Source organism: Arthrobacter sp. M71 S08, from assembly GCF_059089725.1.
In genome coordinates this window covers 299852-318385 of sequence record NZ_JBNHEY010000002.1, presented here as the reverse complement: position 1 = coordinate 318385, position 18534 = coordinate 299852, and the positions used below count along the sequence as shown (strand labels likewise).

At 64.2% G+C, this 18534-nt stretch carries 17 protein-coding genes; 7 read left to right on the top strand and 10 right to left on the bottom strand.

All coding sequences use genetic code 11. The annotated features are described in order from the left end of the window. Nucleotide 1 precedes the first annotated feature (1 nt). The 6 genes from paaE to pulA all read right to left on the bottom strand — a co-directional run bounded on the left by paaE (nt 2) and on the right by pulA (nt 6668). Nucleotides 2–1162 carry a 1,2-phenylacetyl-CoA epoxidase subunit PaaE gene (gene paaE / locus AC5RTB_RS05370; protein WP_494060047.1) on the bottom strand — a complete coding sequence of 387 codons (1161 nt, stop codon included), beginning with the start codon at nt 1160–1162 and terminating at the stop codon, nt 2–4. Next, entirely contained in the window at nt 1162–1671 is a 510-nt protein-coding gene (gene paaD / locus AC5RTB_RS05365; protein ID WP_494060046.1) for a 1,2-phenylacetyl-CoA epoxidase subunit PaaD, read from the bottom strand. The genes paaE and paaD overlap by 1 nt, the downstream gene beginning before the upstream one ends. Further along, nucleotides 1665–2489, bottom strand: coding sequence for a 1,2-phenylacetyl-CoA epoxidase subunit PaaC (gene paaC, locus AC5RTB_RS05360; protein WP_494060045.1), 825 nt, complete (start codon nt 2487–2489; stop codon nt 1665–1667). Before paaC ends, paaD begins: the two co-directional genes overlap by 7 nt. Continuing rightward, nucleotides 2486–2839: a 1,2-phenylacetyl-CoA epoxidase subunit PaaB gene (gene paaB / locus AC5RTB_RS05355; protein WP_494060044.1), complete on the bottom strand. Its 354-nt coding sequence runs from the start codon at nt 2837–2839 to the stop codon at nt 2486–2488. The genes paaC and paaB overlap by 4 nt, the downstream gene beginning before the upstream one ends. Beyond that, the gene (paaA, locus tag AC5RTB_RS05350; protein WP_494060043.1) at nt 2840–3817 is read right to left on the bottom strand and encodes a 1,2-phenylacetyl-CoA epoxidase subunit PaaA; all 978 of its coding nucleotides are present in this window, start codon (nt 3815–3817) and stop codon (nt 2840–2842) included. 166 nt (nt 3818–3983) lie between these two features. Next, nucleotides 3984–6668 carry a pullulanase-type alpha-1,6-glucosidase gene (gene pulA, locus AC5RTB_RS05345; RefSeq protein ID WP_494060042.1) on the bottom strand — a complete coding sequence of 895 codons (2685 nt, stop codon included), beginning with the start codon at nt 6666–6668 and terminating at the stop codon, nt 3984–3986. 138 nt (nt 6669–6806) lie between these two features. Here pulA and AC5RTB_RS05340 point away from each other — a divergent pair, with 138 nt between their 5' ends. From AC5RTB_RS05340 to AC5RTB_RS05320, 5 genes are all read left to right on the top strand, one after another. Further along, nucleotides 6807–8975, top strand: a complete 2169-nt coding sequence (locus tag AC5RTB_RS05340; protein ID WP_494060041.1) for a S9 family peptidase — start codon at nt 6807–6809, stop codon at nt 8973–8975. 105 nt (nt 8976–9080) lie between these two features. Then, complete coding sequence (gene paaI / locus AC5RTB_RS05335; protein ID WP_494060040.1) at nt 9081–9569, top strand: hydroxyphenylacetyl-CoA thioesterase PaaI; 489 nt, start codon at nt 9081–9083, stop codon at nt 9567–9569. Next, nucleotides 9566–10897 (top strand): phenylacetate--CoA ligase PaaK, encoded by a 1332-nt coding sequence (gene paaK / locus AC5RTB_RS05330; RefSeq protein WP_494060039.1) that lies wholly within the window; start codon nt 9566–9568, stop codon nt 10895–10897. The genes paaI and paaK overlap by 4 nt, the downstream gene beginning before the upstream one ends. A gap of 54 nt (nt 10898–10951) precedes the next feature. Then, nucleotides 10952–11554, top strand: a complete 603-nt coding sequence (locus tag AC5RTB_RS05325; protein ID WP_494060038.1) for a TetR/AcrR family transcriptional regulator — start codon at nt 10952–10954, stop codon at nt 11552–11554. A 47-nt stretch (nt 11555–11601) separates the two neighbouring features. Beyond that, on the top strand, nt 11602–12432 hold the full coding sequence (locus AC5RTB_RS05320; protein WP_494060037.1) for a DUF427 domain-containing protein: 831 nt from the start codon (nt 11602–11604) through the stop codon (nt 12430–12432). An 81-nt stretch (nt 12433–12513) separates the two neighbouring features. On the opposite strand, the gene paaZ is transcribed toward AC5RTB_RS05320, so the two are convergent. Then, nucleotides 12514–14598 (bottom strand): phenylacetic acid degradation bifunctional protein PaaZ, encoded by a 2085-nt coding sequence (gene paaZ / locus AC5RTB_RS05315; RefSeq protein WP_494060036.1) that lies wholly within the window; start codon nt 14596–14598, stop codon nt 12514–12516. Between the two features lie 172 nt (nt 14599–14770). On the opposite strand from paaZ, the gene AC5RTB_RS05310 reads away from it, so the two are divergent. Next, the gene (locus AC5RTB_RS05310; protein ID WP_494060409.1) at nt 14771–15133 is read left to right on the top strand and encodes a PaaI family thioesterase; all 363 of its coding nucleotides are present in this window, start codon (nt 14771–14773) and stop codon (nt 15131–15133) included. Here the strand turns inward: AC5RTB_RS05310 and AC5RTB_RS05305 are convergent. Both AC5RTB_RS05305 and AC5RTB_RS05300 read right to left on the bottom strand, forming a co-directional pair. After that, nucleotides 15130–15885 carry a tyrosine-protein phosphatase gene (locus tag AC5RTB_RS05305; protein WP_494060035.1) on the bottom strand — a complete coding sequence of 252 codons (756 nt, stop codon included), beginning with the start codon at nt 15883–15885 and terminating at the stop codon, nt 15130–15132. The genes AC5RTB_RS05310 and AC5RTB_RS05305 overlap by 4 nt on opposite strands. Before the next feature lie 30 nt (nt 15886–15915). After that, on the bottom strand, nt 15916–16980 hold the full coding sequence (locus AC5RTB_RS05300; protein ID WP_494060034.1) for a class I SAM-dependent methyltransferase: 1065 nt from the start codon (nt 16978–16980) through the stop codon (nt 15916–15918). Between the two features lie 139 nt (nt 16981–17119). Between AC5RTB_RS05300 and AC5RTB_RS05295 the strand changes: the two genes are divergently transcribed. Continuing rightward, nucleotides 17120–17668, top strand: coding sequence for a GDSL-type esterase/lipase family protein (locus tag AC5RTB_RS05295; RefSeq protein ID WP_494060033.1), 549 nt, complete (start codon nt 17120–17122; stop codon nt 17666–17668). An 8-nt stretch (nt 17669–17676) separates the two neighbouring features. On the opposite strand, the gene AC5RTB_RS05290 is transcribed toward AC5RTB_RS05295, so the two are convergent. After that, nucleotides 17677–18516: an endonuclease/exonuclease/phosphatase family protein gene (locus tag AC5RTB_RS05290; RefSeq protein WP_494060032.1), complete on the bottom strand. Its 840-nt coding sequence runs from the start codon at nt 18514–18516 to the stop codon at nt 17677–17679. Nucleotides 18517–18534 lie beyond the last annotated feature (18 nt).

The following is an 18534-nucleotide window of genomic DNA, read 5'->3' as shown; positions in this document are numbered from 1 at the left end:
GTCAGGCGTCGTAGTCGACGGTGACTTCGGGGCTCGTAGGCCGCGACTGACAGGTCAGCACATAGCCGTTTGCCAGTTCATCCGGCTCCAGGGCGTAGTTCTCTTCCATGTCCACGGTTCCGCTGACCACTTTGGCCCGGCAGGTACCGCACACGCCGCCGGCACATGCGAAGGGCACGTCCGGCCGGACGCGCAGCGCCGCGTTGAGGATGGACTCGCGCGCGTGCGTCGGGCTGGACACCGTGCCCTGGAGGCCGTCGAGGTTGAAGTTGATGGAGTAACTGTCCTCGCTGCCGTCGTCCTTCACGGGTCGGCCGATCTGACCTTCGGGCTTCGTCGGCTCACCCGTGGTGAACAGTTCGAACCGCACCTTCTCTGGCGCAACTCCACGTTCGGCAAGGGTGTCCCGGCACAGCTGAACGAGTTCGAAGGGCCCGCAGAGGAACCATTCGTCCACCTCTTCAGTGCGGATCACCCTGGTCAGGATGGTCTGCAGCTTCTCGGCATCGATGCGTCCGCTCAAAAGCGGCGAAATGCGCTGTTCGCGAGAGAGCACGTGGTGCAGCGCGAACCGGGCGGGATACCGGTCCTTCAGGTCAGCAAGCTCCTCCAGGAACATGACATCCATTGAGGCCCTGTTGGCGTAGATGAGATCGAAGCGCACCGCCGGGTCGGCGGCGAGCACCGAGCGCGCAATGGCGATCACGGGCGTGATGCCCGAGCCGGCCGCCACTGCGACAAACGAATGCTCGGTCGTAGTGTCTATGCTCTCGGGGTCGTTGAGGCCCGTCATGGGATGCTTCGAGATGAACTGACCCATCGGGCTCATCACGTCGAGCTTGTCCCCCGCCTTGAGGAACTCATTCGCCCAGGTCGAAAAGGTACCGCCGAGGTCCTTCTTGATGGCGACGCGGATTTCACCGGGTTTAGGTTCTGCACAGATGGAGTAGCTGCGACGCACCTCCTTCTGCTCACCGTCGATATCCATCGTCGTTCTCAGCGCGACATACTGCCCGGGCACGTAATCGAAGCGGCCGGCCAACTCCTCCGGAACCGCGAAGGTCACCTCGATGGCGTCTTCGGTGAGGCGCCGCACCTCTGCGACCGTCAGTTCGTGGAAGGCGGTTCGCCGTTGGGTGGACGGTGCCAGCTTTACTGCCATTAGTGGACCTTGAAGTAGTCGAAGGGCTCCCGGCAGTCCTGGCAGACGTAAAGCGCCTTGCAGGACGTGGAACCGAAACGGGTGAGCTCGCGGGTATTCAGGGAGGAGCACTGCGGGCATTTGACGCTCAGGCCAACGCTCACTTTTCCGGCGGTAGCTTTGCCGGTGGGCGGGGCAATACCGTAGTCCTCGAGCTTCGCCTTGCCCGTCGCACTCATCCAGTCGGTTGTCCAGGCCGGCGAGAGCACCAGGTTCACGCGCACGTTGGTGAAGCCCTGCGCGTCAAGAGCGGTGATGATGTCGTCACGGATCGCATCCATGGCCGGGCACCCCGAGTAGGTGGGGGTGATGGTGACAGTGATGGCGCCGTCGTCGGCTATTGTCACCGCTCGGAGGACACCAAGGTCTTCGATGGTGAGCACGGGAATCTCGGGATCCGCGACGGTTGCGGCGATCCCCCAGACAGTAGCCTCAAGGGCGCTTCTGGACGGATGCAGTGTGGTCACCATGTCGCTCCCGGATGTTCGCGGGCGAGGACCTGCATCTCGGCCAGGATGTAGCCCAGGTACTCGCTGTGGCGGCCGTGCCGTCCGCCGCCTGTCGCGGCGGGAACGTCCGGGACTTCAAGCTCTGCTTCGGTGAAGAGGGATTCGATTTCCGTGTCGAAAGCGGCACGGAGGTCGGAGGGGCGAACCGCGACGCCGTCGAGCCCCTTCACGAGGCCGTCATCCGCGAACAGTTCCCCGACGTACGGCCAGGTGAGGATGAGCCCTTCGATCATGCGGCGGCGGGATTCGTCGGTTCCCAGCGCGAGGCGGAGCACCCACTGGCGGGCATGGTCGCGGTGGTAATCCACTTCCTTCACCGCTTTGGCGGCAATGGCCGAAAGGGTGGCGTCAGCTGAATCCACCAGCCGGGAGTACAGCTCGAACTGGTACTGCGAAATCACCAGCTGACGCGCGATTGTCCGGGCGAAGTCTCCGTTGGGCTGCTCCACCAAATGAGCCGAGCGGAACTCATCTTCCCCGCGAAAGTACGCGAGGTCATCCTCGGTCTTGTCCCATGCATGCCCGGCGTAGGCGAGGAAAGAACGCGCATGTCCGATCTGGTCCAGTGCGATATTGCCCAGCGCCACATCTTCTTCAAGCTCCGGGGCACGCGAGATCCACCAGCCCAGTCGCTGGGCGAGAATGAGAGCGTCATCGCCGAGACGGATCGCGTACTCCGCCACAGCCTCGCTGGGCCGGACGCTGGAGGCTGCAATATCCTCCGGTCGGAGGGCATTACCCGGAGTGATGCGGGTGGCGCTCGCATTTGACTCGCTCACAGGTGCTTCACTCCCTCGCTCTTGGTGTAGTAGGTGGCGTGGCGGTAGTCCTTGCCCTGCGGAGACTCGAAGAATTGGCCCTTCGCATCCGGGTCGCTGGAAACAATGGCCGACGCCGGCACCACCCAGAGGCTCACGCCCTCATTGCGGCGGGTATAAAGATCGCGGGCGTTACGCACGGCCATCTCGGCGTCCGGCGCGTGCAGCGATCCGGCGTGTACGTGACTGAGACCCCGCGAGGACCGAACGAACACTTCCCACAGCGGCCATGGTTCGGCCGTCGGGTGATCCGGCTGCTCAGCGCTGGGAGCCTTGGCGCCGTCGTCGCCCGTTTGTGATCCGCTGACCATTTACGCCGCCTCTTTCACTTCGTTGCGCTTGGCGGCCTGCTTCGCGGCGTAGGCTGCGGCGGCCTCGCGGACCCAGGCACCGCCGTCGTGAGCTTCCCGACGACGTTCCATGCGTTGGGCGTTACATGGTCCGCGACCGGCAAGAACTTCCTTGAACTCGTGCCAGTCCAGTGGACCGTGCTCCCAGGTGCGGGTTTCCTCGTTGTAGCGGATCTGGTCATCCGGCAGGGTGAGCCCGAGGGTCCTGACCTGCTCGACGATCATGCCGACAAAACGCGAACGGAGCTCGTCGTTGGAGAACCGCTTGATGTTCCAGGCCATGGACTGCTTGGAGTTCGGCGAATCCTCATCAGGAGGGCCGAACATCATGAGGCTCGGCGCGTACCAGCGGTTCACGGCGTCCTGTGCCATCTGCTTCTGGGCCGGCGTTCCATTCGCGAGTTCCAGGAGGATCTCGAATCCCTGGCGCTGGTGGAAGGACTCTTCCTTGCAGATCCGCACCATGGCGCGTCCGTACGGCCCGTAGGACGCACGGCACAGCGGGACCTGGTTGGCGATTGCGGCGCCGTCGACCAGCCACCCGATGGCACCCATGTCAGCCCAGGTGCGTGCCGGATAGTTGAAGATGCTCGAGTAGCGCGCTTTACCGGCGATGAGGTCTGCCATCATCGAATCGCGTGTGGTGCCGAGGGTCTCCGCAGCCGAGTACAGGTACAGCCCGTGCCCGGCTTCGTCCTGGACCTTCGCCATGAGGATGGCCTTGCGCTTCAGGCTTGGTGCACGGGTGATCCAGTTGGCCTCCGGCTGCATGCCGATGATCTCCGAATGCGCGTGCTGCGAGATCTGGCGGGTAAGGGTCTTGCGGTAAGCCTCGGGCATCCAGTCACGGGGCTCGATGCGCGAGTCCTCGGCGATCAGCCGGTCGAACTGTTCCTGCTCCGCTGTTTTCTCCTGCGGAGCGTCAGTCGCGGTTGTCATGATGGTCACCTCACTGTGCGAGGCCGGCAGATTCGCCGACCCGAAATAATTACCGACCGTTCGTTCAGGATATCGGCGCGGTGAGTTCAGAGTCAACACCACGGGTCTCCGTGGACACGCAAAAGGTCGGAACAGTGTGTACTGTTCCGACCTTTTGGGTTAGCTACTACTTCGCTTCGAATACCGCAACCGTGAGCGGCGGGACGGTGAAGCTGCCCGTCGATGAGTCGAACGTTGCATCCTTCACAATCTCATCCGAGCCGTCCAGCTGCACCGGGTGCAGTCCGAAGGACTGCCCGACAGCTGCCGGGACCGTTTGCGTGGTGGCGGTGGCTGACGCATTGAAAACAACGACGACGCCGGTCCGCTCCCCATCCATATCCGGTCCGGCGGTGTCGTCAATGTGCATGACGATCACGCCCGGGGTCTGGTCCGGCCCGCCGGTTGGGAACGACACCTTCTGCTGCACAAGTTCAGCCGTGCCCAGATGGAACAGCGGCGTGCTCTTGCGGATCTGGAGCAGGGACAGCGCCTGATCGCGCGCAGCGCCGATGTCCGCCGGACCCGGCTTGAGTGCAGGGTCCGCCAGCAGGGGCCGCATGAACGCGTACTTGTCGGCGTTGTCCTGGCGTGGCGGCAATCCACGGCCGAAGCCGTTCTCCGTACCGGTGTGGTCCAGAAGATTGAACCAGTCACCCGAGTCGTAGCTGTTGCGATCCAGCGACTTGCTGCGCAGCGCCTCTCCCCCGGCGTGCCAGAAGGACACACCCTGCCCGAAGGCCGTGATGCTGAGCGAGAGGGTCTGGAAGCGGATCCGCTCGGCCATCGAAGTTCCCGGGGACAGCTTGAAAGCGAGACTGTCGAACAGGGTTTCGTTGTCGTGGGCCTCGACGTAGGTGATGGCCTCCTGCGGATCGGCCGTATAACCGGCCGGGCTGCCGTTCGAGTGAACGTCCCCGCCCGCCACCCGGGCCCCGGTTCGGTCTGTAAAGGTGTAGTCCCGCAGGTTTCCGGTGAGCCCTACCTTGATCTGGTCCTGGTTCAGCAGCAGACGGGCGCGCTCTTCCTCAGGTGTGCCGCTGACCCCCGCACCGTTGGGATGGGTCCAGAGCCCGGAACCGAAGCCCTGCACGCGCGGGTCCTGGTCGAAGGGTCCTCCTCCGCGCACTGCGTCGCGAAGCCGGTCGTTGAAGGTTCCGATGCCCGTGCCTGCCATGTTCGCCTGGGTTGCCTGCTCGAACCGGGCGTTGTCTACCACCTCACCGAAGTTCCAGCCTTCGCCGTAAACATAGATGCCCTTGCCGTCGACGCCGTCCCGTTTGAGGGTCAGTTCGTCGAGGGCGGCACGCACGTCCAGCATGTTCTGCTTGCTGTGGTGGCCCATCAGGTCAAAGCGGAATCCGTCCAACTTGTAGGTGCGCGCGAGGGTCACCACGGAATCCACCATGAGCTTGCCCATCATGGCATTCTCAGTGGCGGTGTTGGGGCAGCAGGTCGACGTCTCGACGGCTCCACTGGCCGGGTTCAGCCGGTGGAAGTAACCCGGGACGATGCGGTCGAGGTTGTTGCTCGATTGCTGGCCGGCGCCGGCGGTGTGGTTGTAGACCACGTCCTGGATTACACGGAGCCCTGTGCTGTTCAGGACCGCCACCATGTCGCGGAACTCGCGGATACGGGTGGCGTCTTCGGGGTTGGTGGAGTAGGAGCCTTCCGGCACGGTGTAGTGCAGCGGGTCATAACCCCAGTTGAATCCGTCCCTGCCTGCGACGGCGGAGATACAGGCCTGCTGCTCCTCGCTGTCGGGAGCGAAGCCCGCAAGATCGCACTGCGGCTGTGCCTGTGCGTCCCGGCGCTCCTCTATGGTTGCGATGTCGTTCAGGGGCAGGAGATGGACGGCGTTGAGGCCGGCGTCCGCGAGTTCCGCCAGGCGCTTCATCCCGTCGCTGCCACTTTCGGCGAAGGCCGCATAGGTGCCGCGCCGTTCCACGGGAACCGTGATGTCGCTGATCGAGAAGTCTCGCACGTGCAGTTCGTAGATGGACAGGTCTACTGGCCGGGTTAGGGCGGGCTTCGCCAGGGAATCCCAGCCAGTGGGTGCCAGCTCCGGGTCGTCCAGATTGACGATCAGGCTTCGTTCGGAGTTGGTGGACAGGCCCACACTGTAGGGATCGGTGACGAGGTTGTTCTCCACTTTTCCGGTTTCAGGTACGTAGACCTGAACCTCGTAGAGGAAGTAGGCGTCTTTCCAGCCCTTCTTGCCGTTAAGGGACCAGACGCCGTCGTTCTCTTCATTCAGGGGGACGGTAGCCACAGGCTCCCCGCCGGATCCCTCCCGGTACACGTGGATGTGCACCTGGCGGGCAGTCGGGGCCCACAGGGCGAAGCGGGGACGCCGTCCTTTCCAGCTGAGACCGAGCGCGCGCTTGCGGGCACTCCGGTACAGAGAATCGAGGACGCGGGGGACCTGCACTCCTGTCGCCTGCAGCACCGATCCGTCGGCACCGATCTGAACGGCGAGCAGCTCGCCCTTCAACAGGGGCTTCGCCCGCCGTGCCGCCTTTTTCGGGAGGGTCAACGTCTCGAAGGATCTCAGGTGCGGGGACGCAGCCGCCAGCTCCGGGTCCAGGGCGTCGGCGCTGCGTTTCAGGTCAAAGTAGTCACCGCCCGTGACCGCTCCGTCCACCATCTCCAGGCCGCCGTCGGGCGAGTGGTAGAGGCGGTACGAGGACCCCGTCGGAGCATCCGGAAGGTCCCACGCCAGCACGCGCGGGGCGAGCCAGTGCGCAGCAGCATAGACGACCAGCGACTCTGGAACGTCACTGGTGGTCGCGGGTCCTGCCTGCGAAGTCATTGCCATATCGGCTCCCCTGCCGCGCCGCCGTCGCCGTAGTTTTCGGCTCAGCTCCCTTTGAGCGCCGCCCTGTCAGCGTAATCCCCCGCCCTGAACTTCAACCAGCTGACGCGCCTGTCCCTCTGGCAGGATAGTGCCATGACTTTCACCCCTCCCGTTGCCAAGAAGGTTCCCACCGAACGCACCCACCACGGCGACACCGTAATCGACCCTTACGAATGGTTGCGCGCCAAGGACTCCCCGGAGGTCGTTGAGCACCTCAAGGCCGAGAACGCCTACACCGAGGCCGTGACCGCCGGGCAGGAAGGCTTGCGGCAGGACATCTTCAACGAGATCAAGAACCGCACCCAGGAAACGGACCTCTCCGTCCCCGCCCGCAAGAAGGACTGGTGGTACTACTCCCGCACCGAAGAGGGAAAGCAGTACAGCATCCACTGCCGGGTACGCGCGACGGACACCGGCGATATCGCCAGGGACTGGACACCGCCCGAGGTCGTGCCGGGACGGCCCGTCGAGGGCGAGCAGGTGCTGCTCGACGGCAACGCCGAAGCGGAGGGCAAGCCCTTCTTTTCGCTCGGCGGACTCTCCGTGAGCGAGGACGGAAACCTGCTGGCCTTCAGCGTGGACAACGCCGGGGATGAGCGCTTCACTCTCAGGCTGAAAGACCTTCGTACCGGGGAGCTGCTGCCCGATGAGATTCCCAATGTCTTCTACGGTGTGGCTTTCTCACCGGACGGATCCCAGGTGTTTTACACCGTCGTCGATGACAGCTGGCGCCCCTATCAGGTGAGATCCCACCGGCTTGGCACCGCCGTCGAACAGGACGTCCTGGTGTACCAGGAGGACGACGTCGCGATGTGGACCGGCTTCGACCTTTCCGCCGACCGCACGCAGCTCCTCATCGGCATCGGCTGCTCGGAGTACAGCGAGTACCGCGTGCTGGATCTCGAGAACCAGGAAGCCGGCCTCACCACCCTGATCCCGCGTTCTGAACGCGTTCTTTACGAGCCTGAGCCCCTGCGCATCGAGGGCCGGCTCCACTACCTGCTGACCCATGATCATGGCGCGAAAAATTCGATGGTGAGCCTCGTTCGCGCGGAGCAGTTCGAGCGCCCGCTCGCGCAGCAGGAGTGGCTGACCGTAGTGGCGCATGACGACGCGGTCCGCGTTCACGGCGCCACCGTCACCGCCACACATGTGCTGGTTTCAGTGCGGAAGGACACCACCATGCGCGTGCAGATCCTGCCGCGCGAAGGCCTCGGCACACCCGCCCAGCCGTTGCTGACAGAGCCCACCTTCGACGAATCGCTGTACACCTGCAACCTCGCCGGCGCCGAGTTCGAATCTCCCATGATCCGGCTTTCCTACGCCTCCTACTTCACGCCGCCGCGTGTGTATGACTACCTGCTCGACGGCGGTGTTCTGACCCTGCGCAAGGAGACGGAAGTGCGCGGCGGCTACCGGTCGGAGGAGTACGTCGCCGAGCGCCAGTGGGCAACGGCAGCGGACGGAACGCAGATCCCGCTGTCGGTGCTTCGCCGTCGTGACCTTCAGCAGGACGGCACCAACCCCGCCGTCGTCTATGCCTACGGCAGCTATGAAATCAGCATGGATCCTGGGTTCTCCATTTCGCGCCTCTCTGTGCTCGACCGGGGGATCATCTTCGTCGTCGCGCACATCCGTGGCGGCGGCGAGATGGGGCGTACCTGGTACGAGGGCGGAAAGAAGCTCGCAAAGAAGAACACCTTCACAGATTTCGTGGACGCCACCACGTATCTGGCCGAGTCAGGCTGGGTGGACCCGAACCGGATCGCGGCGATCGGCGGTTCCGCCGGTGGGCTCCTGATGGGTGCGGTGGCCAACCTGGCACCCGAGAAGTACTGCGCAATCGTCGCGCAGGTTCCGTTCGTCGACGCCCTGACAACCATTCTGGATCCAGACCTTCCGCTCTCGGCGCTGGAGTGGGAGGAGTGGGGCAACCCCATCACCGACTCCAACGTCTACCGGTACATGAAGGAATACACCCCGTACGAAAACATCCGCGGGACGGCATACCCGCGAATCGCTGCTGTGACGAGCTTCAATGACACCCGTGTGCTCTACGTGGAGCCCGCCAAGTGGGTGGCACGGCTGCGCGAGGTCACGACCGGCAGCCAGCCCATTGTCCTCAAGACCGAGATGGACGGCGGCCATGGCGGCGCGAGCGGGCGGTATGAGCAGTGGAAGGACGTCGCTTGGGACTACGCGTTCGTCGCTGACGCACTCGGCGCTACGAGGGTGCTTTCACAGGCCGGCGTCGCGGGCTAGATCCCGGGGTCAGGATGACGCCATAGTGCCTTCATTTGCTTGACAGTGGAGGCCCTCGAGGTATTACCTAATGAACGATCGGTAAATAAATCTCGAGAGGCCTCCATGAAGGACACTGACGTCCGCCCTGTTCACCCCATGCTGGAGAAGGACTACGCCTCTCACTGGCTCGGCATCGAGGTACTGCGCCTTGCCGACGGGCACGCCACCACAACCATGCGCGTGCGCGAGGAAATGCTCAACGGCTTCGGCATTGCCCACGGCGGAATGATCTTCGCCTTCGCCGACACCGCCTTCGCCCTTGCCTGCAATCCCGTCGGTGAGACCGACACCATCACTGTTGCCTCCGGCGTCGACATCAACTTCCTGTCCTCGGCAATGCCCGGTGAACGCCTCACGGCGGTGGCGGACAGAAGTGCCGGCGCCGGGCGCAGCGGCATCTATGACATCACCATCACGGCAAGCGATGAGGGCGGCGGCCCCGACAGCGAGCGCCTCGTCGCCCTGTTCCGTGGTCGCTCCCGCACGGTCCCGAACCGCCGTAATCAGAACCTGCCCCAGTCGGAAGACGCGTCCGGAACGAGGAAAGCATGACCACCACGGCCATCAAGGCAACCGCAGCGGAAGCAGCCACCTGGGATCCCGAGGAGAGTTACGACCGGGCCCGTATCGAGGAGCTCCAGCTTGAGCGGCTGCAGTGGACGGTCAAGTACGCGTACGAGAATGTGGATCTGTACCGTCAGAAGTTCGATGACGCCGGCGTCCACCCCACCGACCTGCGCGGACTCTCCGACCTCGCCAAATTCCCTTACACCACCAAGGAAGATCTCCGTCAGACGTATCCCTTCGGAATGTTCGCCGTTCCCCAGGAACGGGTGGCGCGTATCCATGCGTCCTCCGGCACGACCGGGCGGCCTACCGTGGTCGGCTACACAACCGGGGATCTGGACCGATGGGCGTCCCTTGTAGCGCGGTGCCTGCGTGCCAGCGGTGTGAAGAAGGGGCACAAGGTCCACAACGCGTACGGCTACGGGCTGTTCACCGGCGGCCTTGGGGCTCATGCCGGTGCTGAAAGGCTCGGCTGCACTGTTATCCCCATCTCGGGCGGGCAGACCGAACGCCAGGTGCAGCTCATTCGGGACTTCGAACCGGACGCCATCCTCAGTACTCCGACCTACCTGCTGACCATCCTTGACGCGATGGTGGCTGCGGGGATCGATCCGCAGAGCACCTCGCTGAAGACCGCCGTGCTTGGTGCCGAGCCGTGGACCAACCAGATGCGCCTGGAGCTTCAGCAGCGGATGGGCTTCGATGCCTGTGACATCTATGGCCTGTCTGAGGTGATGGGCCCCGGCGTCGCGGGTGAATGCGTTGAGACGAAGGACGGCTCCCACATCTGGGAAGATCACTTCCGCCCGGAAATCATCGACCCCTTCACTGACGCAGTGCTCGACGACGGCCAGTCCGGGGAGCTCGTGTTCACCTCCCTCACCAAGGAAGCGTTGCCGATCATCCGCTACCGCACCCATGATCTGACCCGCCTGCTCCCCGGTACCGCACGCCCCGGCATGCGGCGCATGGACCGCATCACGGGACGCAGCGACGACATGATCATCCTGCGTGGAGTGAACCTTTTCCCCACGCAGATTGAGGAGATCGCGCTGCGCATCCCCGCGCTGAGCCCGCACTTCCAGCTTGAGCTCACACGCCCTGAGGGGCAACGCATGGACCAGTTGACCGTGCGGATCGAGCCGCGTGAAGGTGTTAGCGCCAATGAGGCTGAAGCGGCGGCATCCCAGCTCAGCGAGCAGATCAAGATCCACATCGGTTCAAGCTGCGCCGTCTCCGTCGTGGAAAGCGGATCGCTGGCGCGCTCAAGCGGCAAGTTGAAGCGGATCTACGACCTGCGTCCGAAGGCGTAACAGCATGATGTCCGCTGCCTGGTCTGACCGAACGTTCATGCGAAAATAGCCCGTATGCCCAGCCCACAGGCCGCTACCCGCCGCGGACGCCCCGGATATGATCAGCAGACCGTTCTCAACATCGCCGTCGACGTTTTCAACCGGCATGGCTATGAGGCGACGTCCATGGGTGTCCTCGCCGAGAACCTGGGCATCAGCAAGTCGGCAATCTATCATCACGTGCCCTCGAAGGGTGACCTGCTGCGACTTGCCCTGGACCACGCACTCGGCGGACTCGAGGCTGTCCTGACAAAAGCCGAAGCAACCTCCGGCAAGGCGGATCAGCGGCTTGAGTACGTGCTGCGCGGCACCATTGCAGTGCTGACCGAGCGGCTGCCCTTCGTGACGCTCCTGCTGCGGTTACGCGGCAATACGGAGGTTGAGCGCGAAGCCCTCGAGCGCCGTCGTACGTTTGACCGTCAGGTAGCGGCACTTGTTGAGGCGGCCCGGTCCGAGGGGTCCATCCGCAAGGACATCGACCCGCGCACCACCACGAGGCTGCTGTTCGGCACCATCAACTCGGTGGTCGAGTGGTACAAACCGGGCGGCCCGCTGACTCCTGAGAAGCTTGCCGACGACGTCATCGCCATGGTGTTCGAGGGTCTCCACCACACCTGATGCCTTTTGGTCTTGACTGATCCCCGCCCTGAGCGGACCCTGATCCTATGACCGCCAAGCTCTCCGACACGATGCTGGGTCTGCTTTCCGAACTTCGTTACGAGCCCACCCTTAAACGGGTTCGTGGTGACCTCGACGGCAATTCGATCGTCGACACCCGCCGGGCGCTGCTTGTCTGGGAGCCCAAGCGGGTCACACCGATTTTCGCGGTGCCGGAGGAGGATCTGCAGGCGGAACTCTCGCCCGCGGATGCGGACCAACGGATCGGCGAGGAGTACCCCGTCGCCCTCATGCTGGAGGGCCCCCCTGTTCTGGACCCCCGGACGCCCTTCAGCCGGCACACGACGACCGGTACCCCATTGACCGTCACTGCGGGCGGCTCTACCCGGCCACATGCTGCCTTTCGTCCCGACGACGCTGCACTCGCGGGGTACATCCTGCTCGACTTCGACGCGATGGACTGGCGGGAAGACGACGAATCGATCATCGGACATCCGCGCGATCCGTTCCATCGCATCGACATCCGCCGTTCGTCCCAACAGGTCACGGTGCAGATGGGAGGCACCACACTCGCCGAGACGTCGCGCGCTGCCCTGCTGTACGAAACGTTCCTGCCCCCTCGCCTGTACATCCCTCCCGAGGATGTGCGGTTCGATGTGCTTGAGCCAAGCGCGACCAGGACGGTATGTCCCTACAAGGGGCAAGCGAGCTACTTCTCTTACCCGGAGTCGCCGAAGGGTCAGGACATCGCCTGGCAGTACGATTCACGCTTCCCGGACGCAAACCAGATCCACGGCCTCGTGTGCTTCTTCGACGAGCGGGTCGATGTGTTGGTTGACGGCGCACACCAGGAAAAGCCTGTCACGCCCTGGTCCTAGCCTGTATCGCGGCAGCCTCATCTGAATCCCGGTGGACTGTCGAGGTGGGGCGGGAGGGGCTGCGCCCGCGGAGACGAGGGGTTACTTCTCCACGAGGGTCAGCACATCGTAGGTGGCCACGATCTCGTCGTCCTGGTTCGTGAGCACCGCGTCCCAGGCCACCTCGCCGTACTCCTCATCCTCGCGCGGGGTGATGCGCTTCGCCGTCAGCGTCACGCGGATAGAGTCACCGGCCGCAACGGGGGTAATGAACCGCAGGTTTTCCAGGCCATAGTTCGCGAGGACGGGCCCCGGCGCAGGCTCAACGAACAGCCCTGCACCCCAGGAGAGCAGCAGGTACCCGTGCGCCACAATGCCAGGAAAGAACGGATTGGCGGCCGCGGCTTCCTCGTTGGTATGCGCGTAGAACTTGTCGCCCGTCGTGTTCGCGAACGCCGTGATGTCCTCGAGAGTTACCTGACGCAGGTCGGACCGCACCGCGTCGCCGATACGCAGTGTCTCAAGGTTCTTCCGGAACGGATGTTCCTCATCGAAGTTTCTGTCAGCCCCGGCATGCCAGACGCCGGTGATCGCGGTGAGCATGTTCGGCGAACCCTGCAGGGCTGTGCGCTGCATGTGGTGCAGCACGGATCGGATACCTCCGAGTTCCTCACCACCACCGGCGCGGCCCGGCCCGCCATGCACCAGGTGCGGCACGGGTGAGCCGTGCCCGGTTGATGACCGCGCATCCTCACGGTTCAGCAGAAGGACGCGGCCATGGTGGGCGGCAATGCCGGTCACGAGTTCGCGGGCGATGGACGGATCGTTCGTGCAGACCGTCGCCACGAGCGAACCCTCCCCCATGGCGGCCAGGCGCACGGCATGGGGGACGTCGTCGTAGCCCACCACCGAGGCGACGGGACCGAAAGCCTCAACCGTGTGAAGTTCGACGGCGTCTGCATTCTCCCAGGTCAAAAGAACCGGAGCCATGAACGCGCCTTCCTCAGCCACATCCACGGTGCCGTCGGCGTGTGTCACGCGGGGAGAGTCGAGCGTTCCGTACGCGAGCTCACCGCCGGCCGCGAGCATGGACTCCACTGCCTCGCGCACACCCCGCAACTGCTCCACCGACGCGAGCGCGCCCATGGTGACTCCCTCCGCGCGCGGATCGCCGAGCGTGACGCGCTGCTCAATGCGGTCGCGGGCGGCAGCAACGACGTCGTTCACCACCGCCTTCGGAACCAGTGTCCGGCGGATGCTGGTGCACTTCTGGCCCGCCTTGACGGTCATTTCCGTCACGAGGGACTTGATGAAGGCGTCGAACTCGGGTGTGCCCGGCACTGCGTCCTCACCGAGGATCGCGGCATTGAGGGAATCAGTCTCGGATGAGAAGCGCACTCCGCCGGTCGTCACGTTCTCGTGGGACTTCAGCTTGTTCGCCGTGGACGCCGACCCCGTGAACAACACCAGGTCGCGGTAATCAAGGTGATCCAGAACGTCGCGGGCAGGCCCGGAAATGAGCTGCAGAGAACCCGTCGGAAGGATGTTCGACTCGATGATGAGCTTCACGACGGCGGCCGTGAGGTAACCGGTCGGCGTCGCGGGCTTCACGATGGTCGGCACGCCGGCCAGGAATGCCGGTGCAAGCTTCTCAAGCATCCCCCAGACCGGGAAGTTGAAGGCGTTGATCTGAACGGCCACCCCGGGGATGCGGGTGTAGATGTGCTCGCCGATGAAAGACCCGTCCTTCGACAAGACCTCCACCGGCCCGTCGATGACAACCTGGGAGTTGGGCAACTCCCGCCGGCCCTTGGAACCAAAGGTGAACAGGACCCCGATACCGCCGTCGATATCCACCATCGAGTCGATCTTCGTTGCGCCGGTCCGGGCAGAAAGCTCATAGAGCTGCGCACGACGGTCGTTCAGGAACTGGGCAAGCGCCTTGAGCTTCAGCGCACGCTGGTGGAAGGTGAACTCCCCCAACTCTGCCTGCCCGGTGGTGCGGGCGTAATCCACGACGTCTGCGACGTCCAGGCCGCTCGTGCTCACCAGGGCGAGCAGCTCGCCGGTGCTGGCATCCCGGACCTCGGCGGTGTTGTCTGCGGACAATGTGTGCTGGTCAGGGGCCCACCAGGCGTCGCGGATGAAGCTGGGGACAATGTCCACGCTGAGGGCGGTCGAAGTCATCGTTGACCTTTCGCGTTCGGAAGCTCACGGAGGTGTCTGAACAAACATTACTGAACGGACGTTCGGTAATATGTCCAGAGTACATGAACGCGCGATCCGCCCACACCCCACAAGGAGCCCTTAAGTGACCGGCGAACCCTGGCAAATCACCCTCGGCGAACTCGACGAGAAGATGGGTGTGAAAATCCTCGAACAGTCCGTTGAGCGGGTCGTAGCGACGATGCCGGTGGAGGGAAACCGGCAATCGTTCGGCCTGCTACACGGTGGAGCGTCGCTCGCGGTCGGCGAGGCCGTCGGCTCCTGGGCCGCCGTGATTCACGCGAGCACACTGGGCAAGACCGCCGTGGGGGTGGACGTTTCAGCGACGCACCACAGGTCCGCACGCAGCGGCACCATCACCATTACCGCGACCCCGATTCATCTCGGGCGCACCCTCACCACCCATGAGGTGCTGATAACCAACGACGGCGGCGGCCGCCTCTGCACCCTGCGCATCACCAACCTGCTGCTCGAGAAGACACCCGGGAAGGATTAGTCCTGGGAAGTCAGCCGGGCGCGAACCGCATCCAGCTCCGCCTGCGACAGCCCGGCATCCCGCAGGTAGGCCTCAGCGTCGAAACCCTCCAGCAGCTCGAGCAGATGCGCGCGGGTGTGCGAGATCCACTCGTGCAGTTCCTCGGGTGATTTCGGCCTCTCGTGCGGCTTCTCCTGCGCACGGTGGTGCTCGTTGATGCCGTGCACGGCCAGCGCGTAGTCGTCGGCAATGTCCTCGTGCGTTGCGCCGGCGAGCGCCAGCAGCACCGCGGTCACCAGGCCGGTCCGGTCCCGCCCGGCGGAACAATGCACGACGACGGCGCCCTCCGACTCCGCGATGACGCGCACCACCGCGGCAATCTTCTCCGGCCACCGGCGAAGGTTCTCCAGGTAGTACTCGGGGGTGCTCAGGTAAGGGCCGACCAGCCGCATGAACTCCTCATCGGATTGGTCCTCGGTCGGGCAGTTGATGACCCGGAAGCGGTCCAGGACGGCTGGGTTGATCACGGGATCAGTGTCCCGCCGTCCGCGCTCCCCCGGGTTCCTCAGGTCCACAACGGTGCGGACGCCGTCGTCGTATGCCTGTTGCCACCCGGCGTCCGTCAACCATTCTTGGCGGCCCATCCGGTACAGCCTTCCGGGGCGGATGTCCGGGCTGACGCCGCCGAGGTCCCGCGCATTGACCGCGCCCTGCCATGGAACCGTCCGGCTCACGCCGTTCCGGCGCAAGTGATCCAGATCAATCGAAGCCATGTTTCAGGGTAACAAGCGGCAACGAGGCCGTTAGGGCAACAACTCGTAGAAGCGGAAGAACCCGAAGTCCCCAATGGGCAGGACCCGAACGTCGCTGAATCCGGCTGCCGAGGCATACCGGCGCAGGGTGTCCGGCCGCATGACGGTTCCGGTGCCGGCGCTGCTGGGGTGAGCCATGCCGTCAGGCAGGCAGATCAGCAGACTGAATCCATACATGAGTCGCTCAACCTCATCACCGGGTGGAGCGAAGGCTTCCGCGACGGCCTCATCCATGACGATGACGCTTCCGCCGGCACGGAGCGACCTGCGAGCCGCTGACAGAACGTCAACCGGGTAGGGCATGTCATGGATGCACTCGAAGGCGAATACCGCGTCGAACTGCTGCCCGGGCAGCCCCGCCGCGTCGATGTGCTGGAAATCCACGCTGCTCCCTGCGGCGGATGCATTGGTCCGTGCGAGATCGATCGAAGCCGCGTCAATATCGAACCCGGTGACCCGCGCTGAGGGGAAGGTCCGGGCGAGCGCGATCGTCGACCAGCCGGCGCCGCAGCCGATGTCTGCGATCGAAGCCTCGGGTACCTGCAGTCGGGCAACTACGTCAGGTGCCTGGCTCAGGGCATTAGCAAGTTCCCGTTCAAACCACGGCCGGTTCATATCAGCCTGCGATAGACGGGCGTCATCGCCGAACTGCTGCCAGCTGACCCCCTTTCCGTCACGGTACGCCGCTTGCAGCGCAGGGAGCTGCACGGCAGCACCCGCGAGCATCCGTGCCAGTGGAGCGAGGAAGTTGAGGCTGCTGCTGTCGGTCAGCACCTCAGCGGCACCGGGAGGCAGAGTGAAGCGGGGCTTGTCGCCGTCGTCGGAGTTCACAGTCAGGAGGCCGGTGATGGCCTGCTGCTCGAGCCATTCCACGGCATACCGTTCGGAAGTACCCGTGCGCTGTGCCAGTTCGGCCGCAGACGCAGGGCCATCGTTTGCCAGGCTCCGATACCAGCCGAGCCGGTCACCGAGGTGGATGGCGAGGATGTCCATGGTGCCGAGTGCCGCGTTGAAGACACGCTCCGCGACGGCCTCTGCATCGGGTTCCGGGCCCACTTTCCCTCCCGCGTTGAGGTGTCGGTGAGAACTAGGATGTACCTCTTCGGCGAGGCTGGCAAGGCTCGCCGAAACCCTATTTTCGAATTCGGGATTCAGGCGTATCTTGATGCGATGAAACTCATCCGACACAGACCTCGTGACTCTGACGGTTGGCGGTAATGACGTGCGGTACCTTGACGTGATCCTCGCCTGCGGACAGGGACCTGTGGTCTGCGAACAAACCGTCGGCGCGGCAGTGTTCGGAGCACAAACCGGGCTTGCCACGCAGCTGGCAGGGCTCTACGGCGAGATCAACCGCTTGGCTCCCAACGCCGAAGTGCTCGTGACGGGCTACCCGCACCTGTTCTCGCCGGAGTTCGGCACCACGATCACCATCCCAGTCATCGATCCGGTCACAGGCGCCCCCGTTCTGGATCCGACGGGCGCGCCAGTGCCGCCACTGGTCCTCACCCCGGTCGAACAGCAGATCCTCAACGACGGCACCGATGCACTCAACGCCGTCTTCCGCGCCCAGGCCGAAGCCACGGGCTTCACCTACGTTGACGTCGTCGAGCGCTTCGACGGGCACGGCCTCGGTTCACCGCACCCGTGGATCCAGCCATTCACGGACCCGGCCGCCCTCCATCCCACCGCGAAGGGCTACAAGAACGGGTACCTTCACGAGATCCGGCACGCGCTCTACTAACGGATCGACTAATCGATCGTGATGGTCGCCTGCACCGGCGTGTGGTCTGACGGCCACGCGCCGTTGTAGCGCGTGGTGTTGATGCCCGCTTCCACCACAGTGACGCCCCGGTTCACCATCAGCCAGTCGATCCGCTTGGTCCCCTGCTTCGGCGCGCGGTAGTGCGGGAAAGTGCCCCAGAGATCGGTTACCCGCTTCTGCGCGGCGTCCCAGGCATCAGCGAGCACCTCGCCGTTGGTCAGCTCCTCATAGGGCTGCGACGCGGCGCCGGTATTGAAGTCGCCCATGACGACGACGGCGCCCTCCGTCCGCGAAACGAGCAACCTGATCGCCTCCGCCGACCGCTGGCGCGACTTGCGGGACATGTGGTCAAGATGCGTGTTGACCACTGTGACTTCCTTGCCTGTGTCCCGATCCCGGAAGCGGCCGGTCACCACGACGCGGGGAATAAGGTTTCCCCAATCGTTTGAGCCCGGCGTGTCCGGAGTAGTGGACAAGGCGTCCTGATCCCAGTCGAGCAGTTCCAGCCGGTCAGCGTCGTAGACAATCGGGCACTGTTCGCCGTCACCGTCGGCATTGCGGCCACGGCCGATGCTCCGGTACCTGTCTCCGAGACTCTCGAGGATCGCCGGCAACTGGTCAGGAAGTGTTTCCTGCACGCCGAGAATAGTGGGCTGCTCAGCCGCGAGCAGGCGGCGGACCAACGGTTCCCTGCGGCCCCAGTAATCGTGGCTCCAGGGGTTCACATGAGCCACCCGGCGTCGGATATTGTACGTCATGACATGGAGCTCAGGCGCATCAACAGGTCCGATCAACGGCTTGTCCACCAAGGTCGTCCGCTCGCTCATTCCAGTACCTTAGCCCTT